24 protein-coding genes and 1 tRNA gene are annotated in these 26,137 nt (G+C 72.2%); 11 read left to right on the forward strand and 14 right to left on the reverse strand.

Annotated elements, in window-relative coordinates:
- Positions 1–52 precede the first annotated feature (52 nt).
- Together ACIPK3_RS16135 and ACIPK3_RS16140 are read right to left on the reverse strand one after the other, a co-directional pair.
- Complete coding sequence (locus ACIPK3_RS16135; RefSeq protein ID WP_402570075.1) at positions 53–2,581, reverse strand: ABC transporter permease; 2,529 nt, start codon at positions 2,579–2,581, stop codon at positions 53–55.
- Between the two features lie 65 nt (positions 2,582–2,646).
- On the reverse strand, positions 2,647–3,417 hold the full coding sequence (locus ACIPK3_RS16140; protein ID WP_402570077.1) for an ABC transporter ATP-binding protein: 771 nt from the start codon (positions 3,415–3,417) through the stop codon (positions 2,647–2,649).
- Positions 3,418–3,795: 378 nt separating this feature from the next.
- On the opposite strand from ACIPK3_RS16140, the gene ACIPK3_RS16145 reads away from it, so the two are divergent.
- Positions 3,796–3,881, forward strand: a tRNA-Leu gene (locus tag ACIPK3_RS16145).
- A gap of 42 nt (positions 3,882–3,923) precedes the next feature.
- On the opposite strand, the gene ACIPK3_RS16150 is transcribed toward ACIPK3_RS16145, so the two are convergent.
- Positions 3,924–4,772 (reverse strand): helix-turn-helix transcriptional regulator, encoded by an 849-nt coding sequence (locus ACIPK3_RS16150; RefSeq protein WP_402570079.1) that lies wholly within the window; start codon positions 4,770–4,772, stop codon positions 3,924–3,926.
- A gap of 153 nt (positions 4,773–4,925) precedes the next feature.
- Between ACIPK3_RS16150 and ACIPK3_RS16155 the strand changes: the two genes are divergently transcribed.
- Complete coding sequence (locus tag ACIPK3_RS16155; protein ID WP_402570080.1) at positions 4,926–5,687, forward strand: SDR family oxidoreductase; 762 nt, start codon at positions 4,926–4,928, stop codon at positions 5,685–5,687.
- 150 nt (positions 5,688–5,837) lie between these two features.
- Positions 5,838–6,722: a Bax inhibitor-1/YccA family protein gene (locus ACIPK3_RS16160; RefSeq protein WP_402570082.1), complete on the forward strand. Its 885-nt coding sequence runs from the start codon at positions 5,838–5,840 to the stop codon at positions 6,720–6,722.
- Positions 6,723–6,816: 94 nt separating this feature from the next.
- On the opposite strand, the gene ACIPK3_RS16165 is transcribed toward ACIPK3_RS16160, so the two are convergent.
- Entirely contained in the window at positions 6,817–7,047 is a 231-nt protein-coding gene (locus tag ACIPK3_RS16165; protein ID WP_402570084.1) for a DUF4287 domain-containing protein, read from the reverse strand.
- Positions 7,048–7,147: 100 nt separating this feature from the next.
- On the opposite strand from ACIPK3_RS16165, the gene ACIPK3_RS16170 reads away from it, so the two are divergent.
- Positions 7,148–7,459: a hypothetical protein gene (locus tag ACIPK3_RS16170; protein WP_402570085.1), complete on the forward strand. Its 312-nt coding sequence runs from the start codon at positions 7,148–7,150 to the stop codon at positions 7,457–7,459.
- A 28-nt stretch (positions 7,460–7,487) separates the two neighbouring features.
- Here the strand turns inward: ACIPK3_RS16170 and ACIPK3_RS16175 are convergent, their stop codons facing one another.
- From ACIPK3_RS16175 to ACIPK3_RS16185, 3 genes are all read right to left on the reverse strand, one after another.
- Positions 7,488–8,300, reverse strand: coding sequence for a hypothetical protein (locus ACIPK3_RS16175; protein WP_402570220.1), 813 nt, complete (start codon positions 8,298–8,300; stop codon positions 7,488–7,490).
- A gap of 254 nt (positions 8,301–8,554) precedes the next feature.
- Positions 8,555–9,775, reverse strand: coding sequence for an acetyl-CoA C-acetyltransferase (locus ACIPK3_RS16180; protein ID WP_402570086.1), 1,221 nt, complete (start codon positions 9,773–9,775; stop codon positions 8,555–8,557).
- A gap of 131 nt (positions 9,776–9,906) precedes the next feature.
- Entirely contained in the window at positions 9,907–10,962 is a 1,056-nt protein-coding gene (locus tag ACIPK3_RS16185; protein ID WP_402570087.1) for an SGNH/GDSL hydrolase family protein, read from the reverse strand.
- 145 nt (positions 10,963–11,107) lie between these two features.
- Between ACIPK3_RS16185 and ACIPK3_RS16190 the strand changes: the two genes are divergently transcribed.
- Positions 11,108–12,499 (forward strand): cystathionine beta-synthase, encoded by a 1,392-nt coding sequence (locus tag ACIPK3_RS16190; protein WP_402570089.1) that lies wholly within the window; start codon positions 11,108–11,110, stop codon positions 12,497–12,499.
- Positions 12,500–12,880: 381 nt separating this feature from the next.
- Here the strand turns inward: ACIPK3_RS16190 and ACIPK3_RS16195 are convergent, their stop codons facing one another.
- A complete protein-coding gene (locus ACIPK3_RS16195) occupies positions 12,881–13,309 on the reverse strand; it encodes a hypothetical protein (protein ID WP_402570090.1) in 429 nt (142 codons plus the stop codon).
- A 141-nt stretch (positions 13,310–13,450) separates the two neighbouring features.
- On the opposite strand from ACIPK3_RS16195, the gene ACIPK3_RS16200 reads away from it, so the two are divergent.
- Together ACIPK3_RS16200 and ACIPK3_RS16205 are read left to right on the forward strand one after the other, a co-directional pair.
- Entirely contained in the window at positions 13,451–14,293 is an 843-nt protein-coding gene (locus tag ACIPK3_RS16200) for a MurR/RpiR family transcriptional regulator (protein ID WP_402570092.1), read from the forward strand.
- A gap of 108 nt (positions 14,294–14,401) precedes the next feature.
- On the forward strand, positions 14,402–14,998 hold the full coding sequence (locus ACIPK3_RS16205; protein ID WP_402570094.1) for a hypothetical protein: 597 nt from the start codon (positions 14,402–14,404) through the stop codon (positions 14,996–14,998).
- Positions 14,999–15,005: 7 nt separating this feature from the next.
- On the opposite strand, the gene ACIPK3_RS16210 is transcribed toward ACIPK3_RS16205, so the two are convergent.
- The 5 genes from ACIPK3_RS16210 to ACIPK3_RS16230 all read right to left on the reverse strand — a co-directional run bounded on the left by ACIPK3_RS16210 (position 15,006) and on the right by ACIPK3_RS16230 (position 18,701).
- Positions 15,006–15,380 carry a hypothetical protein gene (locus ACIPK3_RS16210; RefSeq protein ID WP_402570095.1) on the reverse strand — a complete coding sequence of 125 codons (375 nt, stop codon included), beginning with the start codon at positions 15,378–15,380 and terminating at the stop codon, positions 15,006–15,008.
- A 28-nt stretch (positions 15,381–15,408) separates the two neighbouring features.
- Entirely contained in the window at positions 15,409–15,927 is a 519-nt protein-coding gene (locus ACIPK3_RS16215; RefSeq protein WP_402570097.1) for a roadblock/LC7 domain-containing protein, read from the reverse strand.
- A 31-nt stretch (positions 15,928–15,958) separates the two neighbouring features.
- Complete coding sequence (locus ACIPK3_RS16220) at positions 15,959–16,768, reverse strand: transcriptional regulator (RefSeq protein ID WP_402570098.1); 810 nt, start codon at positions 16,766–16,768, stop codon at positions 15,959–15,961.
- Positions 16,765–17,154, reverse strand: a complete 390-nt coding sequence (locus ACIPK3_RS16225; RefSeq protein ID WP_402570099.1) for a hypothetical protein — start codon at positions 17,152–17,154, stop codon at positions 16,765–16,767. Before ACIPK3_RS16225 ends, ACIPK3_RS16220 begins: the two co-directional genes overlap by 4 nt.
- Positions 17,155–17,324: 170 nt before the next feature.
- The gene (locus ACIPK3_RS16230) at positions 17,325–18,701 is read right to left on the reverse strand and encodes a diaminopimelate decarboxylase (RefSeq protein ID WP_402570100.1); all 1,377 of its coding nucleotides are present in this window, start codon (positions 18,699–18,701) and stop codon (positions 17,325–17,327) included.
- Between the two features lie 182 nt (positions 18,702–18,883).
- On the opposite strand from ACIPK3_RS16230, the gene hutU reads away from it, so the two are divergent.
- The 4 genes from hutU (at position 18,884) to hutI (ending at position 24,430) form a co-directional block, all read left to right on the forward strand.
- Positions 18,884–20,548 carry a urocanate hydratase gene (gene hutU / locus ACIPK3_RS16235; protein WP_402570101.1) on the forward strand — a complete coding sequence of 555 codons (1,665 nt, stop codon included), beginning with the start codon at positions 18,884–18,886 and terminating at the stop codon, positions 20,546–20,548.
- Between the two features lie 113 nt (positions 20,549–20,661).
- The gene (locus ACIPK3_RS16240; RefSeq protein ID WP_402570222.1) at positions 20,662–21,864 is read left to right on the forward strand and encodes an allantoate amidohydrolase; all 1,203 of its coding nucleotides are present in this window, start codon (positions 20,662–20,664) and stop codon (positions 21,862–21,864) included.
- Entirely contained in the window at positions 21,861–23,228 is a 1,368-nt protein-coding gene (locus ACIPK3_RS16245; RefSeq protein ID WP_402570102.1) for a formimidoylglutamate deiminase, read from the forward strand. The genes ACIPK3_RS16240 and ACIPK3_RS16245 overlap by 4 nt, the downstream gene beginning before the upstream one ends.
- Positions 23,229–23,254: 26 nt before the next feature.
- On the forward strand, positions 23,255–24,430 hold the full coding sequence (gene hutI, locus ACIPK3_RS16250) for an imidazolonepropionase (protein WP_402570104.1): 1,176 nt from the start codon (positions 23,255–23,257) through the stop codon (positions 24,428–24,430).
- Between the two features lie 24 nt (positions 24,431–24,454).
- Here the strand turns inward: hutI and ACIPK3_RS16255 are convergent, their stop codons facing one another.
- The gene (locus ACIPK3_RS16255) at positions 24,455–25,975 is read right to left on the reverse strand and encodes a ricin-type beta-trefoil lectin domain protein (RefSeq protein ID WP_402570106.1); all 1,521 of its coding nucleotides are present in this window, start codon (positions 25,973–25,975) and stop codon (positions 24,455–24,457) included.
- Positions 25,976–26,137 lie beyond the last annotated feature (162 nt).

Genomic DNA, 26,137 nt, shown 5'->3' on the forward strand with positions numbered 1-26,137 from the left:
ACCATCGTGCGGAACGGGGCCCTGCGCGTCGTACGGCTACTCGCCCACTCGGCTACTCGGCCTTGATCGCCGACAGCATGTTCAGCCGTGCCGCCCGCCGGGCCGGCCACAGGGCGGCCAGCACACCGACCCCCGCCGCCAGCAGTAGGAACAGCCCCATCCGGGCCCACGGCAGGACCAGTTCGTAGGTCTCCATCCGGGTGCCCAGCAGCCGGCCGGCCGCCCAGCCGAAGAACACCCCGAGGCCGAGGCCGAGCACCGCGCCGAACAGCGAGATGACCAAGGACTCCAGACGGACCATCCGCTTGACGGACTTGCGGTCCAGGCCGATCGCGCGGAGCATGCCGATCTCCTGGGAACGCTCGAACACCGACATCGCCAGCGTGTTGATGACCCCGAGCACCGCGACGATCACCGCCATGGCCAGCAAGCCGTAGACCATGTTCAGCATGAGCGTGAACATCTTCGCGATGGACTCGGACAGGTCCTGCTTGTCCTGGACCGTGATCGCCGGGTTGGAACCGAGGGCCTTCTCCAGCCGGTCCTTCGCGGCGTCGGACGCGCCGCCCGCCGTCTTCACCAGGACCTGCTTGTCGGTCCGGTCGCTCAGGTGCGGGGTGAGCACCGCGTTGTCGACCAGGATGCTGTCGATCAGCTCGTTGCCCCGGAAGATCCCGGCGACCGTCATCTGCCGCGCCTTGCCGTCCTCGAAGTGGACGGTGAACCGCGAACCGGTCTTCCAGCCGTAGGAGTCGGCGGTCTCCCGGGGTACGACGACCCGCGAGCCGCCCACCTCGAACCTGCCGTCGTCCATCGTGAGGTCGGTGAGCCCGCCGATGGCGGAGGCGTCCACACCGGTCAGGAGCTCGTTCTGCTTGTCGACACGGGAGACCGCGTCGCGCAGCGGGCTGCTCGCGGTGACGCCCCCGGTGGCGGCGAGCCTGCTCGCGATGTCCGGGGAGAGCGCGTTGCCGTTCGCCATCGACACCACGTAGTCGGCGCGGACCGCCGAACTCGCCATCTTGTCGATCGACTTCTGGAGGCTGCCCGCCATCACCGTCATACCGGTGATCAGGGTCAGGCCGATCATCAGCGCGGACGCGGTGGCCGCCGTACGACGCGGGTTGCGGACCGAGTTCAGCCGGGCCAGCCTGCCGGAGACACCGAACACGCGCAGCACCGGTGCCGCCGCCGCGATCAGCGGACGGGACAGCAGCGGGGTCAGGATGAACACGCCGGTGATCAGCAGGACCGCGCCGAGACCCATCGGCCCCTGGCCGTCCGAGCCCTGCATCGTGGTGGCCGCGAGGACCACCGCGACGCCCGCCGCGGAGAACAGGGCGCCGAGTGTGTTGCGCAGCACCAGCGACTTGGTGGTGGCCGCGGCGTGCACGCTGTTCATCGCCGCGACCGGCGGGATCTTCGCGGCCCGGCGGCCGGGCAGCCAGGCGGCCAGCATGGTGATGACGACGCCGACGGTCAGCGCCGCGGCGACCGTGCCCCAGGTGATGACCAGCGGCCCGTCCGGGACGGTCTCGCCCAGCGTGCCCATCAGGGCGCGCAGCCCCGCGCCGATGCCGATACCGGCGGCCAGACCGGTCACTCCGGCGACCGCGCCGACCATGAACGCCTCGACCAGCACCGACCGGGTGACCTGACGGCGGGAGGCGCCGACGGCGCGCAGCAGCGCCAGTTCCTTGGTGCGCTGGGCGACCAGCATGGTGAAGGTGTTGGCGATGATGAACGTGCCGACGAACAGCGCGATGCCCGCGAAGACCAGCAGGCCCTGCTTGAGCCCGCTCATCGAGGAGGCGATCATCTCCGCCTGGTTGTCGGCGAGCGTCCGGCCGGTCGTGGTCTCCACGAGCTTCGCGGGCAGGGCCGCGTCGAGCGCGCCCTTCAGCTGGGTCTGGCCGGTGCCCGGCTTCGCCCGTACGTCGATCTCGTCGTATGCGCCGGGCTTGCCGAACAGGTGCTGCGCGGTCGCCGTGTCGAACAGGGCGAGGCTGCCGCCGGCCGCCACATTGCCGTCGTCCGTGGTGAACACACCGCTGATCCGGGGTTCGAGGACCGGCCCGTCGACGGAGAGGCGCACGGTGTCGCCGACCTTGTAGCCGGCCCGTCGCGCGGTCTCCGAGTCGATCGCGACCTCGCCCCTGCCGTGCGGCGCGGAGCCGGACTTCAGCGGGTAGCGCGGGTCCTTGTCGCCCCAGTAGTTGCCGCCCTCGGACCGGAAGCCGCCGCCGATCAGCTTGCCGTCCTTGCCGGCGATGGCGGTGAACCCGTTGACGACGCCGATGGCGGACGCGGCACCGGGCACCCTGGCGCTCCTGTCGAGCAGGGCCTGGGTCAGGTCGGGCGTCTTGCCGACCTCGTTATCGCCGCCCTCCTGGAACACCGCTGTGACGGCGACGTCGACCTGGCCGAAGCCCTTGGCGGAGCTCTTCTGCTGGGCGTTCGAGATGGTGTTGGTGAAGACCAGGGTCCCCGACACGAACGCGACGCCGAGCATCACGGCGAGCACGGTCATGAGGAGCCGGGCTTTGTGCGCGAGTACGTTGCGCAAGGCGGTGCGGAGCATGGGTTCTCTTCGGGTTCGTCGGCGTGTGGGGGCGGTGGCGTGCGGGGGTGGTCGGGGACCGGCGGTCAGCTGGTGCGTCCCTTGGCGTCGAAGCGCTTCATGCGGTCGAGCACCGAGTCCGCGGTGGGCGCGTGCATCTCGTCGACGATCCGTCCGTCGGCGAGGAAGACCACCCGGTCCGCGTAGGCCGCGGCCACCGGGTCGTGGGTGACCATGACCACCGTCTGGCCGAGTTCCCGCACCGAGTTGCGCAGGAAGCCCAGCACCTCCGCGCCGGAGCGCGAGTCGAGGTTGCCGGTCGGCTCGTCACCGAAGATGATCTCGGGCCGGGAGGCGAGCGCGCGGGCGACCGCGACGCGCTGCTGCTGACCGCCGGAGAGCTGGGAGGGGCGGTGGCCGAGCCGGTCCGCGAGACCGATCATCCGGATCACCTGGTCGAGCCACTGCTGGTCCGGCTTACGGCCCGCGATGTCCATGGGCAGGGTGATGTTCTCCAGGGCGGTCAGCGTCGGCAGCAGGTTGAACGCCTGGAAGATGAACCCGATCTTGTCCCGCCGCAGCTTGGTCAGCTGCTTGTCCTTCAGCGAGCCCAGCTCGGTGTCGCCGATGCGCACGGACCCGGAGGAGAACGTGTCCAGGCCGGCCACACAGTGCATCAGAGTGGACTTGCCGGAGCCGGACGGGCCCATGATCGCGGTGAACTCGGCCTGCCGGAAGTCGACGGAGACCCGGTCGAGGGCGACCACCTGGGTCTCGCCCTGGCCATAGATCTTCGACAGCTCCGAGGCGCGCGCGGCCACGGCGGTGGACCGGTCGGCGAGGGGGGTGGTGGTCACGGAAGGACGCTCCTGTCGGGACGACGGGGTTCGTTGGGACTCGTCCATCGTCTCCGCCGGCGGGCGCCGTGTAGTCAGCCGCTGTTCCGGTTCCCGGGGCAGACTCCGGTCGGACCGGAGGGCGACTTGTCATACCAGGGGATGACGGCCGGACCGGAGAGAACGGGTGGGGCGCCCTTCTTCAGACGGTGAAATTCCGTCATTCCGCGTACGCGCGCACCCACCGCGCGTAACGCTATTGGCAAGTGCGTATGGCTTGTTCCAGGGGCTGATGCTCCCTCAGACGTCAATAAAATAAGACAACATCGGGTCCACCCGTCCGCTGTTCGGGTGATGCGTCCCGATAGGCTCGGACCCTCACAGCGGGGCTCACGGCCTGCCCGGATGGTGGAATGCAGACACGGCGAGCTTAAACCTCGCTGCCCCTCGGGGGCGTACCGGTTCAAGTCCGGTTCCGGGCACCACCGCCAGCGAACCGTCGCCGTGATCTCGTCCGGCGGGGCACTTCAGCGGGTACCGGCAGTCGCCCTCCAGCTGCCCAGCAGCGCCAGCCGTTCCGCGGTCTCCGAACCCGCCTCCGCCGTGTACGCGACGATCGTCAGATCCGGGTCCGTCGGCAGCGACAGGGTCTCGTACGGCAGCGTCAGCAGACCCGCCACCGGGTGCCGGAGCCTCTTCACGCCGTACGCGCACTCCTTGACCTGGTGATCCGCCCACAGACGCCGGAAGTCCGCACTCTTCAGGGACAGTTCGCCCACCAGCGCGCACATCTCGGGGTCGTCGGCGTACAGCCCCGCGTTCAGGCGGAGGTGCGACACCGTCTGCGCGGCCACCGCGGCCCACTCCGGGTACAGCTCCGGACTCGCGGGATCGAGGAAGACCAGCCGGGGCATGTTCGGCGTGCCCGACGCCACCCGGCCGAAGCCGAGGACCGCGTCGCCGAGCGCGTTCCACGCCAGGACGTCCATCCGGCGGCCCAGGACGAAGGCCGGGCCGCGCTCCAGACCGTCCAGCAGTGCCTGGACGCCCGGGCGCACGCGCGGTGTGACGGGCGGCGTCCCGCGCTTCTGGCGGGGCCGGGCCACCGCGTACAGATACGCCTGCTCGGTCTCGTCCAGCCGCAGCACCCGCGCGACCGCGTCAAGCACGGAGTCCGAGACGTTCGCGCCCCGGCCCTGCTCCAGCCGGATGTAGTAGTCCACGCTCACGCCCGCGAGCTGCGCCACCTCCTCGCGGCGCAGGCCCGGCACGCGGCGCCGCCCGTGCGAGGGCAGCCCCACCTCCTCGGGCTGTATGCGCGCGCGGCGCGAGCGCAGGAAGCCGCCCACTTCTCCGTCGTTCGAGTCCCCGTTCATGGCGACGATCGTAGGCCGGGCGGCGGGCGGCGGGCGGCCTGCCTGGTACTGGCAGACCCAGGAAAAGGGCATCCCTGGCTGGGGCCGGGAGCCCCGGCGAGCCTGGTGTCGGCCGCCGGGAGACACCCGGAGGCACTCACCAGGGGAACATCCATGTCGTACGACAACCTGTCCGGCCGTACCGCTGTCGTCACCGGAGCCGCCAGCGGCATAGGCGAGGCCGTCGCGCTCCGGCTCGCCGCCGAGGGCGCCCGGGTGGCGCTCCTCGCCCGCCGGGCGGACCGGCTGGAGACCGTGACCGGGAAGATCCGGGCCGCGGGCGGCGAGGCGCTGGTGGTGGCCGCCGACGTCACCGACGACGCGTCGGTCGAGGCCGCCCGTGACCTGGTCCACGCCTCCTTCGGGCCCGTCGACCTGGTCGTCAACAACGCCGGGGTGATGCTGCCCAACCCCGTCGACGACGGCCGGCTCGACGAGTGGCAGCGGATGCTCGACACCAACGTGACCGGCGTACTGCGGGTCATCCGCGCCTTCACCGCCGACCTGGTGGCCGCGGCCGCCGACGGCCGCACCGCCGACCTGCTCAACGTGTCGTCCATCGGCGCGCACATCACCTTCCCGAACTACGCGGTGTACGGCGCCACGAAGGCCGCCGTCACCTACCTGTCCGAGTCGCTGCGCGGCGAGTTCGGACCGCGCGACGTACGGGTCACCAACATCGAGCCGGGGCTCACGGACACCGAGCTGAAGACGCACGTCGCCAGTACGGAACTCTCCGGGCAGCTCGACGGCATGTTCGAGGCGCTCGGGGGCCTCTCCGCGGCGGAGGTCGCGGACGTCGCCGCCTACGCCACCAGCCGCCCCCGGCACGTCAACCTGCGCCAGATCGTCGTGCTGCCCACCCGGCAGGCGTGAACCGCCTCCCGCCGTGGCCGGGAATCAAGGGGGCGCGTAGCGTGTTGGCCAGCACATCGAGGGAAAGATCCTCCCCAAGGAGTAGGGTCGATCCTTTGCCACCCTATTACTCTTGAGCCAAGGCCACGAAGGTGGCCATGGAGGAGTGAAATGAGGAGCAGCAACCCGGTCTTCTCGCGACGGGGGTTCAGCCGCGACAACGGCTACGCGGGCTTCAACGCCGCGCCGCAGGCCGGGTACGCCCAGGGCAACCCCTACGCCCAGGGCAACCCGTACGCCCAGGGCGGCAACCCCTACGCGCAGAACCCTTACGCCCAGCAGGACCAGCAGTACGGCGCCCCGCCGCAGGCCCCGGTCACCACCGGCCGGATGACGATGGACGACGTCGTCATGCGCTCGGCCATGACGCTCGGCACGGTCGCCGTCGGCGCCGTCCTCGCATGGGCCCTGCTGCCGGTGTCGGCGACCAGCTACGGCCTGGCGATCGGCTCGGCCCTGGTCGCGATGGTCCTGGCGCTCGTGCAGAGCTTCAAGCGCACCGCGTCGCCCGCGCTGATCCTGGGATACGCCGCCTTCGAGGGCGTCTTCCTCGGCGTCATCAGCGAGATGTACAACAGCCGGTGGAGCGGCGCCCCGTTCCAGGCGGTGCTCGGCACCATGGCGGTCACGGCCGCCACCCTGCTCGTCTACAAGGCGGGCTGGATCCGCGTCACCGCCCGCTACGCGCGCATCGGCATGGCGATCGCCATCGCCTTCGTGCTGGTCATGGCGGTCAACCTGCTGCTGGTCGCGTTCGGTGTCGCCGGCGACGGCGGACTGCGCAGCTTCGGCCCGCTGGGCGCGGTGGTGGGCATCATCGCCATCCTGATCGGCGCGTTCTTCCTGACCCTCGACTTCAAGCAGATCGAGGACGGAATCGCCTACGGCGCCCCGCGCGAGGAGGCCTGGCTGGCCGCGTTCGGCCTGACCATGACCCTCGTCTGGATCTACGTCGAGATGCTGCGCCTGGTGGCGATCTTCAGCAACAACGACTAGTCGCAGCGACAGCGACTGGCCGCACCGTCACGGAAAAGGGCCCCGGGATCCTCCCGGGGCCCTTCGGCGTTTACGCGGTGCGCGGCCGGTGCGGCTAGCGCAGCTTACGCGCGGCCCTCCTCAGGTCGTACTCGTGGACGATCGCCTTGGCGTGGCCGTACGCGAGATTGTGTTCGTGGCGGAGCCAGCTGACCTTCTCCTCGAAACGGAAAAGCGCGGGGCCCTCTTCGACGGCGCGAAGCCAGTCGGAGACTTCACGGCCTGTGCAGTGCGGGATGCGGGCGAGCAGATTGCGATGGGTCTCCTCGGAGAAGACTTGGGACATCGGCGCCTCCGGGGGCATTCGACGAGCCGGTCCTTCACGTCACCGTGCCTGAGTGCGGCCGTATTGGCAACAGTCCCGTCGCGACGCGTAGTCTCACGACGTGGTTGACACGACATCTCTTACCCGAGCCGTGGATCACTTCGCCGACCGGCTGCGCGCCGCACCACAGAGCCGCCTGCAACGCAGCGCCGCCGCGGAGGCGCTGGCGCTGGCCAGGGAGTTGGCACTGCGCACCCAGCGGATCGAGGATCCCTCGGGCGAGCCCCGACAGATGCCGGACGCGGGCATGTTCGCGGTCGCCGACCAGATCACCGTCGCCGGACACGACCTGGCACTCGTGCTGAAAAGCGACGCAGAGGTCCAGGAGGCGGTGCAGGTGGTGGAGGAGGCGCAGAAACGCGCCGGGGTCTAGAAAGACCTCCGGCGCGTCTGGCGGGGCGTCACAGGGAGGCGATCACCCGGTCGGCCAGGATGTACACGCTCTCCTCGGCACAGGCGAACGTCAGCGTGTACGCGCCCGAGATCCCGGAACCGCCGAGCAGATAGGGGTTCTCGCCCGCGCGCAGCGCCTCGGCCAGGCGTTCCGCGGTCTCCCGGTGGCCCGGGGTCATGCACAGGGTGGTGCCGTCGGCGAAGACATAGACGTCGAGGGTGCCCAGCGGACCCGGGCGGACGTCGGTCAGCGCCACCCGCTCCTCGGCGAGTTGCTCAAGGGCGGCGACGGTGCGCTCGTGGTCGTTCACGATGGACGACTGGGCGGGCACGAAGTCCGGGTGCGAGGGGTGGCGGCGACGGGCGGCGGCCAGCTCGGGGGACTCAGTGGGAGTACCGCCCTGGACGAAGTCCTTGGGGGAGAACTCGTCGGCGTCCGCGCCGGACTCGGTCATCGGCTCCAGCGGTTCCAGGCCCACGAAGTCGCTGTGCCGCGGCAGATACACCTCGCCGTCGGCCAGGCCGAGCAGCGAGGGCGCGTCGGAGGCGTCACGGGTCTCCTGGGCGGCCCAGAACGCGCGGGCCTCGGCGAGCTCCCGCTCGCGTTCCTCGGCGAGCGCCGCGGCCACGGCGGCGCGTATCCCCTCGGTGTCCGAGGCGGTGCGGGCGGCGGGCAGCAGGGCGCGCGTCGCGGCCGTCTGGCTCTCGGCCAGCCGGTCGTGCAGGTCCGCGATCTGCCGGCGCAGCTGCAACACCGTGCGCAGCACGGCGACGCCCACGGCGCCGGTAGCGGCCGTGGTGAGCAGCAGGGCGAGAGGCATGGCGCTCACTGACGTACTCCCTGGTTCAAAGTCGACCCCCGACTTCCTACATCAGCTTGAAGGGCGGACTAACCAGCTGTCAGTGCGTAACGTCACGAAAGGGACGGGAACGTGGCCCTGATGGCGACCCATGCAGCTGCTCTGACCTGCATGTATACCCCCGCAGAGGGAGATAGGTCACATCCTGGGGGAGATTGGATCACGAAACGGCCCGACGTCCGGTTCCGGCCGGACGCCGAGCCGAGGAACCGCGATCAGCTGAGGCGCTCGATGACCATCGCCATGCCCTGGCCGCCGCCGACGCACATCGTCTCCAGACCGAACTGCTTGTCGTGGAACTGGAGGGAGTTGATGAGCGTGCCGGTGATGCGGGCGCCGGTCATGCCGAAGGGGTGGCCGACGGCGATGGCGCCGCCGTTGACGTTCACCTTGTCGAGGTCGATGCCGAGGTCCCGGTAGGAGGGGATCACCTGGGCGGCGAACGCCTCGTTGATCTCGACCAGGTCGATGTCGCCGACGCTGAGCCCGGCGCGGCGCAGGGCCTGCTGGGAGGCCTCCACCGGGCCGAGGCCCATGATCTCGGGGGACAGGCCGGAGACACCGGTCGACACGATGCGGGCGAGCGGCGTCAGGCCCAGCTCGCGCGCCTTGGTGTCGGACATGATGACGACCGCCGCGGCGCCGTCGTTCAGCGGGCAGCAGTTGGCCGCCGTGACCAGGCCGTCCGGGCGGAAGACCGGCTTCAGGCCCTGGACGCCCTCCAGGGTGACGCCGGCGCGCGGGCCGTCGTCCTTGCTGACCACCGTGCCGTCGGGGAGCGTCACCGGGGTGATCTCGCGCTCCCAGAAGCCGTTCTTGATGGCTTCCTCGGCGAGGTTCTGCGAGCGGACGCCGAACTCGTCCATGTCCTGGCGGGTGACGCCCTTCCAGCGGGCCAGGTTCTCGGCGGTCTGGCCCATCGCGATGTAGGCGTCCGGGACGAGGCCGTCCTCGCGCGGGTCGTGCCAGGTCGTGCCCTCCTGCGCGGCGACGGCGGCGGTACGGGCCTCGGCCTCGGCGAAGAAGGGGTTGTGCGTGTCCGGCAGGCTGTCGGAGTTGCCCTTCGTGAATCGCGAGACCATCTCGACACCGGCCGAGATGAAGACGTCGCCCTCGCCGGCCTTGATGGCGTGCAGGGCCATGCGGGAGGTCTGGAGCGAGGAGGAGCAGTAGCGGGTGATCGTGCAGCCCGGCAGATGGTCCATGCCCATCTGCACGGCGACGATCCGGCCCAGGTTGTTGCCCTGCTCGCCGCCGGGCAGGCCGCAGCCGAGCATCAGGTCGTCGATGTCCCTCGGGTCGAGCCCGGGGACCTTCGCGAGGGCCGCCTGGATGATCGTGGCGGTCAGGTCGTCCGGCCGCAGATCCTTCAGGGAGCCCTTGAAAGCGCGGCCGATCGGGGAACGGGCGGTCGAGACGATGACGGCTTCGGGCATCACGGCTCCAGTGGCGTGTCGGGGTCGGGCGGGGGCTGAGTGGGAAGCTACCCGCCCGTATGTCCCAGGTCACGCGTGCCGGGGTGTGACACTGACCGCAATTGTCTAAGCGCTTGCTTTGGCCTCCGTCCTCAAGCGCCGGACGGGCTGGTGGGAGCGGTCTCCTCCGGCCTCGGGGTCGCGTCCGGGTCCGGCTCCGGCACCCGCCGCCGGCGCCGTCGCTTGAGCAGTGCCCAGGGGCCCCGGGGGCCCGTCGGCATCGCCGCCGTGACCTCCGTACCAGCCTCGGACGCGGCCTCCGCCGCCGCCCGGGCCACCGGCAGGAAGCCCTCCCGGCGGGAGACGTCCGGGCGCTCCTCCTCCGCGGGCCAGAGACCCAGGGCCGCGCAGACGGTCGGCAGGACCGCCATCGCCGCCGTGGCGTACCCCTCCGCGGAGGGGTGGTAGTTGTCGGGGCCGAACAACTCCCGCGGGTTCGCCGCGAACTCGGGGCCCAGCAGATCGCCGAGGGACACCGTGCGGCCCCCCTGCTCGACCACCCCGATCGTCTGCGCCGCCGCCAGCTGCCGCGAGGCCCGACGGGCCAGCCAGCGCAGCGGCTGCTGCACCGGCTCGATCGTGCCCAGGTCGGGACAGGTGCCGACGACCACCTCGGCACCGGCCGTGCGCAGCCGCCGTACCGCCGCCGACAGATGACGCACGGAGCGGGTCGGCGGCATCCGGTGGGTCACGTCGTTCGCGCCGATCATGATCACGCAGACGTCCGGGACCGGGGACGGGCCGGCCAGCACCAGCGCCACCTGCCGGTCCAGGTCGTCGGACTGGGCCCCGGGCAGGGCGACGTTGCGCAGCCGCACGGGCCGCTCCGCCACCGCCGCCAGCCCCGACGCCAGGAGTGCGCCCGGCGTCTGGCCCGCACGGTGCACACCCTGGCCGGCCGCCGTGGAGTCGCCGAGCAGGGCCAGCCGCAGGGCGGCCTCACCGGGGACGCCGTAGGTGTGGCCGTACCGCCCGTCCGCCACCGGGACGTGCTTGTCGGTGCCGTTGCCCACCCGGATCCTGGCCATCCGCATCTCGGCGAGCACCAGGCCGACGGCAGCGGCGCCGACCAGCCCCACCCCGCCGCCGCCGTATGCCGCGCCGGCCGCGATCCGCCGGGCCACTCGAGCCCTCGACATGTTCGTCATGCGTCGCCGCCACCTCCTCGTTGCCTTACATCCACTCCTTGCCCCGTACAGACCGTCGGCCAATCTCAACAGGGAGTGAACGCACATGCCTGGCCGTAGGCTGGCGGCACCATCAGGACCATTTTTGCAGCGACCGGAGACAACGGTGCGATTCCACGAATCGATGATCAGCCTCGTCGGCAACACCCCGCTGGTGAAGCTCAACAGCGTGACCAAGGGCATCCAGGCGACCGTCCTGGCCAAGGTGGAGTACTTCAACCCGGGCGGTTCCGTGAAGGACCGCATCGCCCTGCGCATGATCGAGGCGGCCGAGCAGAGCGGGGAGCTCAAGCCGGGCGGCACGATCGTGGAGCCGACCAGCGGAAACACCGGTGTCGGTCTCGCCATCGTGGCCCAGCAGAAGGGCTACAAGTGCATCTTCGTGTGCCCCGACAAGGTGAGCACCGACAAGATCAACGTACTGCGTGCCTACGGTGCCGAGGTCGTCGTCTGCCCGACCGCCGTGGATCCCGAGCACCCGGACTCGTACTACAACGTGTCGGACCGGCTGGTGCGCGAGACGCCCGGCGCCTGGAAGCCCGACCAGTACTCCAACGCCAACAACCCCCTTTCGCACTATCACTCGACCGGCCCTGAGCTGTGGGAGCAGACCGAGGGGAAGATCACCCATTTCGTGGCCGGCGTCGGCACCGGAGGCACCATCTCCGGCACCGGCCGCTACCTGAAGGACGCCAGTGACGGCCGGGTCAAGGTCATCGGCGCCGACCCGGAGGGCTCCGTCTACTCCGGCGGCTCCGGGCGGCCGTACCTGGTCGAGGGCGTCGGCGAGGACTTCTGGCCGACCGCCTACGACCGCAGCGTCGCGGACGAGATCGTCCCCGTGTCCGACAAGGACTCCTTCCAGATGACCCGCCGCCTCGCCAAGGAGGAGGGCCTCCTCGTCGGCGGCTCCTGCGGCATGGCGGTCGTCGCGGCCCTGCGCGTCGCCGAGCGGCTGGGCCCGGACGACGTCGTCGTCGTCCTTCTGCCGGACAGCGGCCGCGGCTACCTCAGCAAGATCTTCAACGACGAGTGGATGGCCGACTACGGCTTCCTGGAGGACGAGGGCCCCAGCGCCCGCGTCGCCGACGTGCTGAACGACAAGGTGGCCGGCACCATCCCGTCCCTCGTCCACATGCACCCCGAGGAGACCGTCGGCCAGGCCATCGAGGTGCTGCGCGAGTACGGCGTCTCGCAGATGCCGGTCGTCAAGCCGGGCGCCGGCCACCCGGACGTGATGGCCGCCGAGGTCGTCGGGTCGGTCGTGGAGCGGGAACTGCTCGACGCGCTGTTCAACAAGCGCGCCTCGCTGGACGACCCGCTGGAGAAGCACATGTGCCCGCCGCTGCCGCAGGTCGGCTCCGGCGAGCCGGTCGGCGACCTGATGTCCGTGCTGGGTACGGCGGACGCGGCGATCGTCCTCGTCGAGGGCAAGCCGACCGGTGTGGTCAGCCGTCAGGACCTGCTGGCCTTCCTGGCCAAGGGCGGCAAGCAGTAGGTCACGTCCGCCGCCGAATTCGTGGGCTGCCGGACCCGTGTGACGCCGGACTCCGTGTGGTGCCGGACTTCGTGGAAGTGGTACGAGCACGTCATGTGCACGCAGCACCGGCTTAACACGGGTCCGGCACATTGGTGGGTGTCGGCAGGGCGGGAGTGAACGGCTCGGCTCCCCGTCCCGGCCGGCGCAGAACGGCGCCATGGACACCCGGAGCGGCTCCCGGACCTCCAAGGACGCCAAGGACGCGCAGCTCGGCCCTGACCCGGCCCGCGTCCCTCGCGGGGACCGCCGTCGTCCCGCCCCCCGGCAACGGGGGTGCGGCGGTCCCCGCGACCAATCCCTCTCCGGGACCCTTCAGAGACCAATCCCTTTCCGGGACGTTCAGAGGTCGTCCGACCGGTCGGCGCGGTGCGGCCGCGCGGCGAACAGACCGGGGTTCTGGCGGGCGGCCTGGGCCACGTTGACGCCGACGATGCCGATCCAGCTCGCCAGCAGGCCCGGGATGCCCCCGAAGGCGCCGCCGATCGAGGACAGCGGGATCGCCAGCACCAGCGAGACGATCGCGAAGCCGAAGCGCTCGCCCCAGGAGTCGGTGCCCTTCGAGGACCGCGCGCGGGCGGTCTGCATCTGCTGCTCGGCGAACTGCCTGCGCAGCCGCCGCTCCACCGCCGAGTCGATGCGCTGGTCCACCTTCTCCAGGAAGGACTCGACCAGCGCCGACTCGTACTCCTCGCCCAGTTCCCCGCGAGCCCGCAGCGTGGCGTCGAGTTCTTTCTTCAGGTCGGCGTCCTGCGCCCCCAGTCCCGTCATGGGGCCACCGTAGAAAACCGCGGGACGCGGCGCACTGGGGTTAGCCCCCCGATACGGACGGGGGTTTCCTCTCGACCCGGCTGCATAGCATCATGCAGAGGGATTGGTGCGTGAATACGGACACCTTGAGGGGGAGTACTCATGAGCGGGACCGACAGCCCGGCCACACGGCTGCAGACGCTCTTCGAGGGGCAGCGGCTCACGCCGACCCAGCGGCGCATCGCGCACAGCATGGTGCGGCGGGCCACCGACGTGCCGTTCCTGTCCAGCGTGGAGCTGGCCGAACTGGCCGGGGTCAGCCAGCCGTCCGTGACCCGCTTCGCGGTCGCCCTCGGCTTCGACGGCTACCCCGCCCTGCGCCGGCATCTGCGCGAGGTCGTACCCGCCGAACCGGCCGCCGCGACCGGCTCGTACAACGAGTACCAGCAGGCAGTGGAGGCCGAGATCGAGAACCTGCGCCAGCTGGCCGAGGCGCTGGCCGATCCGCGGCCGGTGCGGCAGGCGGGCCAGGTCCTCGCGGCCTCCCGTCCGCTTCCGGTGCTCGGACTGCGGGCCGCGGCCTCCCAGGCGTACGGCTTCGCGTACTTCGCCGCCAAGGTCCACCCGGACGTCCGGCTGCTCGACCAGGGCGGCACGATGCTCCACGACCGCATCGACGCGGCCGTGCACGCGGGGGCCACGGCCCTGCTGTGCTTCGCGCTGCCCCGGCATCCGCGCGAGGTCGTCGACACCCTCGCCCACGCCAAGAAGGCCGGACTGACCGTCGTCACCGTCGCCGACTCGGCGTTCGCACCGGTCGCCACGCACTCCGACCTGCTGCTGCCCGCGGCCGTCGGCACCGGACTCGCCTTCGACACCGCGTGCGCGCCCATGCTGCTCGGACGGGTGCTGCTGGAGGCCATGTGCGACGACCTTCCCGACGCGCAGACCCGGCTGGAGGAGTTCGACGCGCGGGCGGCGGCACGAGGGCTGTTCGTGGAGTGAGCCGCGGCCGCCGGGCCGCTCTCGGACTCGTCTCACCCGGGCTCGTTGACCTCCCGCCCTGCGGCGGATACCGAAGGCTTGAGGAGGCCGGGCGTGGGGAGTGCGGGCGTGGGAAGTGCGGGACACGGAGGGCAGGGGCTGGCCCGGGTGGCCGTCGTCGTACGGTCCGGGGCGGCACCGCTGTGGTGGTGCGGGGTGTTCGCGGCAGGCGTCGGCGTGCTGCCTCCGGGGGTGACCGGGCGCCGGATCGGCGTCCTTGTCGGGGCCGCGCTGTTCGTCGTCGGCGCCGCCGTCCTGGCGTGCACGCGCCGCGGCCGGTATGCCGCTCCGGCCCGCGGCACCACCCGCGCGGGCAGGTACGACGTGCTCCAGGACCGCGCGGTGACCGTACGCAACTGGCGCCGGGGCCACCACTGGTGGCTGCTGCTCGGCTCCGCCGTCGCGCTCGGCGGTTCCCTCGCGGTGCCCGCGGCGGGCGGCATGCTGCTGGCCGGGGCCGCCACGGGACTGTGGCTGAAGGCCGACTGGCTCGGCCGTCTCGAACGGTCCGCGGACATCCTGCTGTGGCTGCCCGTCGACCGGCTCGACGCGCGCGGCGGGCGCCCCGCGGGCAGGGCCGTGGAGACCTTTCGCGCGACGGGCGTCGCGGCGGGCGACGCGGCCCCGGGTGGTGGGGCCCGCCGCCGCGCCGCGACGCCCGTCTGACCGTGCTTCAGACCTCCAGCTCCTCCTCGATCCGCTTCAGCTGGTGCCGGGCCATCGCCAGGTTCGCCCGGGCCTGGTCGAGGACCAGGTAGAGGAACAGACCGTTGCCGCCACGGCCCTTGAGCAGCCGGATCATGTGGTACTGGCTGGACAGGGTGATCAGGATGTCCTCGATCTCTCCTTTGAGGCCGAGGTGCTCCATGGTGCGCATCTTGGCCCTGATCACGTCGGTGTTGCCGGCGGCGGCCACGTTCAGGTCGAAGGTCTTGCCGCCTCCCATCGTGCCCAGTGCCATACCGCTGGTGTAGTCGACGAGCGCGACTCCGGTGGCACCCTCGATGGAGGTGAGGGCTTCCTTCAGCGCGGTCTCGGTGTTCGCCATGGTGTTGCCTCTTTCCTTTTCCTGCTTCTCAACTGTCGGTTGCGGTGCGCGCGTCGGTTGCCGGGCGCACGTCGTTCGGAGTGGTTCGTGGGGTGCGGGTGGGCCTGGTGCGCGGGGCGGCCGCCCTGGCCGGCGGCGGTGCGGACCGTGCCTGCTTCCTGGCCGCGGCGGCGGCCTCGGCGGCATCGACCAGCTCCCCGATCCGGGCGCCCGCGCGGCGGCCCTCCAGATGCAGCCGGCCGACGTTGACCCGGTCCTGGGCGAGCAGTGTCAGGACGGCGGCACGGCCCGCCGCGTAGGTCGCGATGTACCCGTCGGCGCCACGCACCAGCAGTTCCCGGAAGTCGCCCTGCCCGGTGGTGTCCGCCATCCGCACGGCCACCCCGAGCGCGGCCGCCGTCAGCGCCGCGAGGCTCTCGGGATCGACGCCCGGGGCGTCATGGGCGACGACCAGGCCGTCGACGCCCGCGGCGAGTGCGCCGGTGAGCTGGGGGACACGGCTGCGCAGCCGCCGCAGTTCGTTCGCGATGTCGGGCTCGGCCGCCATCAGATCTCCCCTCTCGGCGGGTCGGTTCCGTTCAAAGGGCCTCCAGCGCATCCCTGAGCCTCTTCAACAGCGCGATGTTGGGGTCGGTGACCTTGGGAAGGGTCGGTGGTGCCGGACCGGGCGCCGTGACCCCCGGCGACACGAGCCCCGCCGCCGCCAGCCGGCGCACGTCCACCAGCGTGTGGAAGGCCTTCCTGCCCAGTTCCCGCGCTATGTCGATCGCGGTGCGGACGCCGTCCATCCGCTCCAGAACCGCCCGCTGACGGGCCGTGACCGGCGGCGCCGCGACCGGGTCGGCCCGGATCAGCGGCGCGCTGTCGGTGACCGGGTCCGGCCAGATGCGGTGCAGCAGCGCGCGGCGGCGGCGGGTCTCCCGCTCCAGGACGGTGACCGGCACCGGCCGCGGCAGCGGCGGACGGGACATCCCGCCGTACCGGAACCGGTCCGGGGCACTGCTCGGCGCCAGGGCGAAGTACCCGGCGTCGAACAGCGCGCCCAGCTGGCACACCTCCAGGGCGCCCGCGGTCAGCCGGCCGGCGTCGAGCAGCAGCAGAGCGGCGCCGGGCGAGCCGTCGGCCGGATCGGCGGTCCGCGGCCAGTCGGCCGGGGTGAGCGGGCCGTGGGCGGTGAGGAGCACGTCGAGACCGGGGGCGAAAGGGCTCTCGGCGTGCACCACACGGCCCTCGGACAGGTGCAGGGAGCCGTGCTCGCGGATCAGGACACCGGTCGCCCGTTCGTCGGCGAGCCGGGCCAGCATCGGGGTCAGCGCGCTGTCGGCGCGTTCACGGGTGCCCGCCTTGTCGCGCACGGGCAGGGGGGGAGGGGTACCGACCATGGTCACGCGAGCACCAGCCGATCGGCCATCTCGCCGAGTCTGATGCGGGCGAGCGCGAGGTTGCCCTCCTCGCGGGCCAGCCACAGATGCAGGAACACGGTGCTGTCGAAGGAGGTGACCACGAACCGCAGCAGGTGGTAGCTGTCCTGGTTGCTGACGATCAGGTCCTCGACCGGCGGCCGCTCCTCGTCCAGGTCCCCGGCCGTGAACGCGCCGTGCTCGGCGGCGAGCCGGGCCAGCTCGGCCGCCTCGGCGGCGGTCGTCTCGTGGTCACCGCCGGGAGCCTCCCCGACGGTGCCCAGCGCCAGCCCGCTCGTCCAGTCGACCAGCGCCGCTCCCCGAGCACCGGGCAGTCGCATCGCTTCGAGCAGGCACTCGTCGATTCCGGGCACCGCGGCTCCCCTCCCACCTGGCTACTCCGACTGAGTGACGGAGACACTACGCAACGTGTGCGGGAGGAGTGGGTCTTCTGGCATTTTCCAGTGGAACGTGCTCCGCGCGACTATGGTTGGTCGGCTTGTCTGCTTTTCCCTTCCGTCATCTCCGTGGTGACCGGGGCGCGTCAACGGCTCCCGGACGCCCCGAGGGTGGTGAGGGCCCCCGCGTGCGCCCCTCCGGAGTCGGCCACGATCTCGTCGAGCGACTGCGGCTCGCGCACCGTCGCGAACGCCACACCTCCGGAACCGTCCGGCGCGAAGCCGTAAACCCCGGGCCGGGCAAGGGAGTTGTAGGCATAGTGGTGGGCGAAGCAGTACGCGCCGGTGTCCAGTGCGGCCGCCAGATCGCCCTGCTCCAGCGGCGGCAGCGCGCGCCCACGGGCGAGCAGGTCGCCCGCGAAACAGGCCGGACCCGCCACGTCCTGCACCACCTCCGGCCCCGACCGGGGTCGCCCCTTCGCGTCGTACGCGGCGATCCTCAGCGGCCACGCCTCGGGCGCGTACACCGTGCGCGTCGCCACCTGCACGCCCGCGTGGGTCACCGCGATCCGGCGCCCGCCCGCGCTCTTGGTGTACTCCACCCGTGCCACCACCGTCCCGTGCTTGGCCAGCAGTGACCGCCCGAACTCGGTGACCAGGCCGTACCGCCCGTCGAGCAGCCCCGGCACCGTCTCCCGCAGCAGACGGGCGTACTCGCCGTACGTCGGCGCCGTCTCCTCGGAGGCGAAGTTCACCGGCAGCCCGCCGCCGATGTCGATCGTGTCGACCTGCCGACGCCCCACGCGCGCGTTGATCTCCTCGGCCAGCCGGTACGCCTCCGCCACACCCTCGGCCATCAGTGGCAGGGGAATGCCCTGCGAGCCGGTGTGCGCGTGCAGCCGGGTCAGCCACGGCCGGTCGGCGTACGCCCGCAGGACCCATTCGCGGGCTCCCTCGTCGCGCAGCGCCACCCCGAACTTCGAGGTCGGGGTCGCCGTCGACGTCGACTCGATGGAGCCGCCGCCGACCTGCGGATTCACCCGGAGCCCGAGCGGCGGCAGACGGTCGGGGGCGGACCGCGCCAGCGCGTCCACGCGCTCCAGCTCCTGCGGGTTGTCCGCGTTGACGGCGATCCCCAGCGCCAGCGCCTCGCGCAGTTCGGCCACCGTCTTGGCGGGCGAGTCCAGGACGATCCGCTCCGGCGGCGTCCCGGCGGCCCGCGCCAGCGCCAGCTCGCCCGGGCTGGCCACCTCGGCGCCCACGCCCTCCTCGCCCAGCAGCCGTACCACCGCGACCAGCGGCGCCGCCTTCACCGCGAAGGTGTGCAGCACCGGGGTGCCGGGCGCCGTGACCGCCTCGAACGCCGCACGCAGCGCCGCCGCCGACTCCCGGATCCCGGTCACGTCCAGCAGCCCCACCACGGCGGCATCCGGACCCAGCAGTCCCTGCTTCACCACCGCGCGCACCGCGTCGTCCCGCCGGGTGCCCCGCTCGCGGGCCTCGCTGCCGATGTGCTCCTCCACGACCTCTCCCTGCCTTCGGGTCTTTCCTCGGTGCGGTCCCTCGTCGCCGTGCCCCGTCGCCTTCGTCGGTTTCGTTCCAGCCAAACATCCCCGGCGCGCGGACGTGACACCGTCAACGTATTGACTAGCTCTATTCAGATGGCCAGGATGTGAATAGACGTAGTAACAGGAGGAGGCAGACGATGTCGGGACCCCGCCCCGTACGAGCCCAGCGCGGTACGGAACTGAGCACCCTCGGCTGGCAGCAGGAAGCCGCTCTGCGGATGCTGCAGAACAACCTCGACCCCGAGGTCGCCGAACACCCCGACAAGCTCGTCGTCTACGGCGGCACCGGCAAGGCCGCCCGCGACTGGCGCTCCTTCGACGCCATGGTGCGCACGCTGCGGACCCTCAAGCAGGACGAGACCATGCTGGTCCAGTCCGGCCGCCCGGTCGGCGTGATGCAGACCCACGAGTGGGCACCGCGTGTCCTCATCGCCAACTCCAACCTGGTCGGCGACTGGGCCAACTGGGAGGAGTTCCGCCGTCTGGAGGCCCTCGGCCTGACCATGTACGGCCAGATGACCGCCGGGTCCTGGATCTACATCGGCACCCAGGGCATCCTCCAGGGCACCTACGAGACCTTCTCCGCCGTCGCCGCGAAGAAGTTCGGCGGAACCCTCGCCGGGACCATCACCCTCACCGCCGGCCTCGGCGGCATGGGCGGCGCCCAGCCGCTCGCGGTGACCATGAACGACGGCGTCGCGATCTGCATCGACTGCGACCCGCGCGCCATCGAGCGCCGCATCGAGCACCGCTACCTCGACGTCAAGGCCGACAGCCTCGACCACGCCCTCCAGCTCGCCACCGAGGCCCGCGACGCCCGCCGCCCGCTCTCCATCGGCGTCCTCGGCAACGCCGCGGAGCTGGTCCCGCAGCTGCTCGCCATGAACGCCCCCATCGACATCGTCACCGACCAGACCTCCGCCCACGACCCGCTGGCCTACCTCCCGGTGGACGTGGCCTTCGAGGACATGGCGGACGCCGCCGCCAAGGACCCGGCCGGCTTCACCACCCGCGCCCGCGAGTCCATGGCCCGGCACGTCGAGGCCATGGTCGGCTTCATGGACGCCGGCGCCGAGGTCTTCGACTACGGCAACTCCATCCGTGGCGAGGCCCAGCTCGCCGGCTACGACCGTGCCTTCGCCTTCCCCGGCTTCGTCCCCGCCTACATCCGCCCGCTGTTCTGCGAGGGCAAGGGCCCCTTCCGCTGGGCCGCCCTGTCCGGCGAGGCCTCCGACATCGCCAAGACCGACAAGGCGATCCTGGAACTCTTCCCGGAGAACGAGTCCCTGCACCGCTGGATCAAGATGGCCGGTGAGCGCGTCCACTTCCAGGGCCTGCCCGCCCGCATCTGCTGGCTCGGCTACGGCGAGCGCGACAAGGCCGGCGAGCGCTTCAACGACATGGTCGCCTCCGGCGAACTGGCCGCCCCGCTGGCCATCGGCCGCGACCACCTCGACTGCGGCTCCGTCGCCTCCCCGTACCGGGAGACCGAGGCCATGCTCGACGGCTCCGACGCGATCGCCGACTGGCCGCTGCTCAACGCCATGGTCAACGTGGCCTCCGGCGCGTCGTGGGTGTCCCTCCACCACGGCGGCGGCGTGGGCATGGGCCGGTCCATCCACGCCGGCCAGGTCACCGTCGCCGACGGCACCAAGCTCGGCGGCGAGAAGATCCGGCGCGTCCTCACCAACGACCCGGGCATGGGCGTCATCCGGCACGTGGACGCCGGGTACGACATCGCGGAGTCCGTCTCCCAGGAGCGCGGGGTCCGGGTGCCGATGCGCGAGGGTGACCAGGCGTGAGCAGCCGTTCGGCGGAGCCGGGCGGCAGCGGGCCGGCGGGAGGCGGCCCCGCGTCGCCGTCCGCCGCCCCGGCCGGGCCCGCCCACCCCCAGGGTGCTCCCTCTTTCCATGACATGTGGGCCGAGCTGGCCCCCCTGGGCCGCCACCCCGACTCCGGTGGCTACCGGCGCTACGCCTGGACCGGCGCCGACCGCGACTGCCGGGCCTGGTTCCGGGAGCAGGCCGACGTGCGCGGGCTGGCCTACGAGGTCGACCGGAACGGCAACCAGTGGGCCTGGCTCGGCGACCCCGCCGCCGGGGACGCCGTTGTCACCGGATCGCACCTGGACTCGGTACCCGACGGTGGCGCCTTCGACGGCCCCCTCGGTGTCGTCTCCTCGTTCGCCGCCCTGGACGAACTGCGCCGGAGGGGAACGCGGTTCACCAGGACCCTGGCCATCGTGAACTTCGGCGACGAGGAAGGCGCCCGGTTCGGGCTCGCCTGCGTCGGCTCACGGCTCACCGCGGGACACCTCACCGTCGAGCAGGCGCACCGGCTCACCGACGCCGACGGCATCACCCTGCCGCGCGCCATGGAGGCCGCCGGATACGACCCCGACGCCATCGGACCGGACCCGGAACGCCTCGCCCGCATCGGCGCCTTCGTGGAACTCCACGTCGAACAGGGCCGCGCGCTGGACCTGTCCGGCGACCGGGTGGGCATCGCCAGTGCCATCTGGCCGCACGGCCGCTGGCGGTTCGACTTCCGCGGCGAGGCCAACCACGCCGGCACGACCCGGATCGTGGACCGGCGCGACCCGATGCCGCCGTACGCCGAGACCGTGCTCGCCGCCCGCCGCGAGGCCGAACTCGCCGGTGCCGTCGCCACCTTCGGCAAGATCGCCGTCGAGCCGAACGGGGTCAACGCGATCCCCTCCCTGGTGCGCGGCTGGCTCGACTCCCGCGCCGCCGACCAGGAGACCCTGGACACCGTCGTCACGGCCGTGCGTGAGGCGGCCCTCGCCCATGCCACCGCACACGGTGTCGACCTCGACGTGGTCCGGGAGTCCTTCACCCCGGTGGTCGAGTTCGACCACGCGCTGCGCGACGAACTGGGCCGCATCCTCGGCACGGACACCGGCCTCAAGGTGCCGGTCCTCGGCACCGGCGCCGGACACGACGCCGGAATCCTCTCCGGGAGCATCCCGACCGCCATGCTGTTCGTGCGCAACCCCACCGGCGTCTCGCACTCCCCGGCCGAGTTCGCCGCCGAGGACGACTGCGTGGCCGGGGTGACCGCGCTCGCCGACGTACTGGAAGGGCTGGCCCGCACGTGACCGCACAGACGGCGACCACACGGACGGCGACCGCACGGACGTACTGGCTGGAGCACGCCTGGCTCGACAACCGCGTCGAGCCGGGCGTGACCGTCGAGGTGGCCGACGGCCGGATCACCGCCCTCCACACCGACGTCCCCACCCCGCCGCCCGGCGCCGAGACCCTGCGCGGCCTGACCCTCCCCGGGCTGGCCAACGCCCACTCCCATGCCTTCCACCGGGCGCTGAGAGGCACCGTCCAGGTGGGCAGCGGGACCTTCTGGACCTGGCGCGAAGTGATGTACTCCGTCGCCGACCGGCTGACCCCGGACACCTACCACGCCCTCGCCCGCGCCGTGTACGCCGAGATGGCACTGGCCGGCATCACCTGCGTGGGCGAGTTCCACTACGTGCACCACGCGCCCGGCGGCACCCCGTACGCCGACCCGAACGCGATGGGCGAGGCGCTCGTCGCGGCCGCCGCCGAAGCCGGGATCCGCATCACCCTCCTCGACACCGCCTACCTGTCCTCCGGCTTCGGACAGGCGCCCAGCCACCACCAGCTGCGCTTCTCCGACGGCACCGCGGAGAACTGGGCCGAACGCTGTTCACTTCTCAAGGAACGGGATCACGCACGGATCGGGGCGGCGATCCACTCCGTACGGGCCGTGCCCGCGCGGGAACTGGCGACGGTCGCCGGATGGGCCGAGGAGCGGCGGGCCCCGCTGCATGTGCACCTGTCCGAGCAGACCGCCGAGAACGACGCCTGCCAGGCCGCCCACGGCCGCACCCCCACCCGGCTGCTCGCCGACCACGGGGTCCTCGGCCCACGCACCACCGGCGTCCACAACACCCACCTCACCGACGAGGACATCGCCCTCCTCGGCGGCTCCGGCACCGGCACCTGCATGTGCCCGACCACGGAGCGCGACCTGGCGGACGGCATCGGCCCCGCCGTCGACCTCCAGCGCGCGGGCTCCCCGCTGTCCCTCGGCTCCGACAGCCACGCCGTCATCGACCTGTTCGAGGAGGCGCGCGCCATGGAGCTGAACGAGCGGCTGCGCACCCGCACCCGCGGGCACTGGACCGCGGCGGCGCTGCTGCGCGCGGCCTCCGCCGACGGCCACGCGGCCCTCGGCTGGGACACGGCAGGCACGATCGCGTCCGGTGCCCTCGCCGACTGGACGACGATCCGCCTCGACTCGGTCAGGACAGCGGGACCGCCGCCGCGACTCGGTGCCGAGACGGCCGTATTCGCCGCCTCCGGGGCGGATGTGCGGCACACGGTCGTGGGCGGCCGCCATGTCGTACGCGACGGAGTCCACGCGCTCGTGCCCGATGTGCCGGCGGCGCTTGCCGACGCCATCGCCGCCCTGCACGGCTGAATCCCACCGCCACCTTCGAGGACACCATGAGCAGCAGCACCGTCATCACCAACATCGCCACGCTGGTCACCAACGATCCCTCCCTCGGCGACAACTCTCCCCTCGGCCTGATCCAGGACGCGGCGCTCGTCATCGAGGGCGAGCGCATCGCGTGGACCGGTGAGTCAAGCAAAGCACCCGCCACTGACAACCGGGTCGACGCCGGTGGCCGCGGGGTCCTGCCGGGCTTCGTCGACTCCCACTCCCACCTGGTCTTCGCGGGCGACCGCACCCAGGAGTTCAACGCCCGCATGTCCGGCCGCTCCTACACCGCGGGCGGCATCCGTACGACTGTCGCGGCCACCCGGGCCGCCACGGACGCGGCCCTGGAGGCCAACCTCACCCGCTATCTCGGCGAGGCGCTCCGCCAGGGCACCACGACCTTCGAGACCAAGTCGGGCTACGGCCTCACCGTCGCCGACGAGGCCCGCGCCCTGCGCATCGCCGCCGCCCACACCGACGAGGTCACCTACCTCGGCGCCCACATCGTCGCGCCCGAGTACGCCGAGGACCCGGCGGCCTACGTCGCCCTGGTCACCGGCGAGATGCTGGACGCCTGCGCCCCGCACGCCCGCTGGATCGACGTCTTCTGCGAGAAGGGCGCCTTCGACGGCGACCAGGCGCGCGCGATCCTCACCGCGGGCCAGGCCAGGGGCCTGACGGCCCGTGTTCACGCCAACCAGCTCTCCTACGGCCCCGGCGTCCAGCTCGCCGTCGAACTCGACGCGGCCAGCGCCGACCACTGCACCCACCTCACGGACGCCGACGTGGACGCCCTGGCGAGCGGCCGTACGGTCGCCACGCTGCTGCCCGGCGCCGAGTTCTCCACCCGCGCCGAGTGGCCCGACGCCCGGCGCCTGCTGGACGCGGGCGTCACGGTCGCCCTGTCGACGGACTGCAACCCGGGCTCGTCCTTCACCTCCTCGGTCCCCTTCTGCATCGCGCTGGCGGTGCGGGACATGGGCATGACCCCGGACGAGGCCGTGTGGTCCGCCACGGCGGGCGGGGCGGCGGCGCTGCGCCGTGACGACGTGGGCCGGCTGACCGCCGGTGCCCGCGCCGACCTGCTCCTGCTCGACGCGCCGAGCCATGTGCACCTGGCCTACCGGCCGGGTGTGCCGCTGGTCAGCGGGGTCTGGCGGCGCGGCACGCGCGAGGTCTGACCCGCCCGGCACCGGGCCGGGGCCTCACCGGGCCCCGGCCCGCCAGCGCTGCTCGGCTCCTCCGCCGAACGGCTCCAGCGACACCCCGGACCCGCCGTCCGGGGTGACCGCCGTGCCGGTCGCGATCGCCGGGCGGATCACCCCGTCGAAGTCCACGGTGAAGCGGAGGTTGACGCCGTGGTCGCCGTCGACCGAGTCGCACTCCCAGATGCCGACGCCCCGGTCGACGTCGCCCCGGCTGTCCAGGCAGAAGTCGGGGTCGGCGGCGGACTGGACGATCTCGCGTCCGGCGTCGACCCGCCAGCGCTGAGTGGGGGAGGACGAGCAGGTCACGGTCACGACGTCCGTGCCGTTGTCGAAGTACGCGTCCCGGACGTCCAGGCAGCGACCGTCGGCCGCGTTCACCACCTGGGCGAAGGCGCCGCCGGGCGGCGAGGGCGTCGGGGCGGACGTCCGCCTCGGCGCGGGCCTCGGCTCGGCGGACGGAGTGACCGGGGGCCGGGAGGTGGCGCTCGGGGACGGGGACTTCGCGGGGGCGGACGGGGACGGGGACGGAGACGCGGGCGGCGCCGGGACCGTCACCGTCACCGGTGGGTTCGAGGAGGACGGCGTCGCACCGGCCGAGCGCTGTCCGTGCGAGCCCGACGGGGACAGCAGGAGCACCAGCAGCGGCGTGAGCGCGACCCCCAGAGCGGCCGCGGGGAGCAGCAGGCGCCGGGGCGATCGCCGGTCGGGGGACGCCGGGAGGTCGGCCGCCCCGGCGGGCGGTGCGTCCCGCCCGGCGTACGCCCCGCCCGCCCAGGGCAGCAGCCCGTCCGCCAGCGCGGAACGCGGGGTGTCACGCAGGGCGACGAGGTCCTCATGGGCGCCGGCGCAGTGCGGGCAGTGGGCCATATGGGCGTACAGATCGCCGCTCCGGCGGGGGTTGTCCGGCCGTACCGACTCCTCGATCAGACGGCGGAAGTCCCCGCAGCGCGGGTCGTCCGAGGCGGCCAGACGGGACCGCAGACAGGCCTTGGCCATGGCCTGGAGTGCCTGCGGGGTGCCATGTCGCACGTCCTGTCCGGTCAGGCCCAGGAAGGCGGCCGTCGTGCCCTCGTCCTCCCGCTCCAGGACGCCGTACCAGATCAGGCCCTGCGTCCGGGAGGGCAGCGTTCGGAACGCCGCCAGCAGGGGTGGGGTCGGGCCGCCGGGAGCGCCCGTCGTGTTCAGGATCAGCAGGAGGCCGGGATCCACGCCCGCCGAGCGTTCGTCACCGGCCCAGTCCGCGGCCGTGACCGCCGCGAGCAGCAGGAGCTGATGACGCCAGGGCACCGGCGGCTCCATCCCGCGCGCGGTGTCCCGGGCGGCCGTCGTGAAGGTCTGCGCGGCCAGCCTTCGTGCGGACGACTCGCTCGTCGTGCACAGGCGGGCGTACGCGAGGACCGAGGGGTGGTGTCGCGCGCGGAGTTCCTGGAGCGCCGGGTACGCGGCCGCGGTCGCGGCCCGCAGCAGTTCGGTCAGCCGCGCGTCCGGTGCCCCCGCGTGCTCCTCGCCCGCGCTCATCGCCGCGTCTCCCCTCGCACCCGGGTACCTGACGTACCGGCCGGTTTGGCGTGCCCATAGTGGTGGAGGAGGGCTGCCGGGGAAAGGGTTTCTGCCGGTAACCCAGGCAACCCGTAACCGGGGCGACGGGCAGACAAAAGCGAGGCGGTCCGGCCGTTTCCG

It is taken from the genome of Streptomyces sp. NPDC086787 (assembly GCF_044745865.1).
Classification (GTDB): domain Bacteria; phylum Actinomycetota; class Actinomycetes; order Streptomycetales; family Streptomycetaceae; genus Streptomyces.

Coding starts and splice junctions, on each gene's coding strand:
- ACIPK3_RS16135 (WP_402570075.1), bottom strand. CDS start 2,581: ATGCTCCGCACCGCCTTGCGCAACGTACTCGCGCACAAAGCCCGGCTC.
- ACIPK3_RS16150 (WP_402570079.1), bottom strand. CDS start 4,772: ATGAACGGGGACTCGAACGACGGAGAAGTGGGCGGCTTCCTGCGCTCG.
- ACIPK3_RS16155 (WP_402570080.1), top strand. CDS start 4,926: ATGTCGTACGACAACCTGTCCGGCCGTACCGCTGTCGTCACCGGAGCC.
- ACIPK3_RS16160 (WP_402570082.1), top strand. CDS start 5,838: ATGAGGAGCAGCAACCCGGTCTTCTCGCGACGGGGGTTCAGCCGCGAC.
- ACIPK3_RS16165 (WP_402570084.1), bottom strand. CDS start 7,047: ATGTCCCAAGTCTTCTCCGAGGAGACCCATCGCAATCTGCTCGCCCGC.
- ACIPK3_RS16175 (WP_402570220.1), bottom strand. CDS start 8,300: ATGCCTCTCGCCCTGCTGCTCACCACGGCCGCTACCGGCGCCGTGGGC.
- ACIPK3_RS16180 (WP_402570086.1), bottom strand. CDS start 9,775: ATGCCCGAAGCCGTCATCGTCTCGACCGCCCGTTCCCCGATCGGCCGC.
- ACIPK3_RS16185 (WP_402570087.1), bottom strand. CDS start 10,962: ATGACGAACATGTCGAGGGCTCGAGTGGCCCGGCGGATCGCGGCCGGC.
- ACIPK3_RS16195 (WP_402570090.1), bottom strand. CDS start 13,309: ATGACGGGACTGGGGGCGCAGGACGCCGACCTGAAGAAAGAACTCGAC.
- ACIPK3_RS16200 (WP_402570092.1), top strand. CDS start 13,451: ATGAGCGGGACCGACAGCCCGGCCACACGGCTGCAGACGCTCTTCGAG.
- ACIPK3_RS16210 (WP_402570095.1), bottom strand. CDS start 15,380: ATGGCGAACACCGAGACCGCGCTGAAGGAAGCCCTCACCTCCATCGAG.
- ACIPK3_RS16215 (WP_402570097.1), bottom strand. CDS start 15,927: ATGGCGGCCGAGCCCGACATCGCGAACGAACTGCGGCGGCTGCGCAGC.
- hutU (WP_402570101.1), top strand. CDS start 18,884: ATGTCGGGACCCCGCCCCGTACGAGCCCAGCGCGGTACGGAACTGAGC.
- ACIPK3_RS16240 (WP_402570222.1), top strand. CDS start 20,662: ATGTGGGCCGAGCTGGCCCCCCTGGGCCGCCACCCCGACTCCGGTGGC.
- hutI (WP_402570104.1), top strand. CDS start 23,255: ATGAGCAGCAGCACCGTCATCACCAACATCGCCACGCTGGTCACCAAC.
- ACIPK3_RS16255 (WP_402570106.1), bottom strand. CDS start 25,975: ATGAGCGCGGGCGAGGAGCACGCGGGGGCACCGGACGCGCGGCTGACC.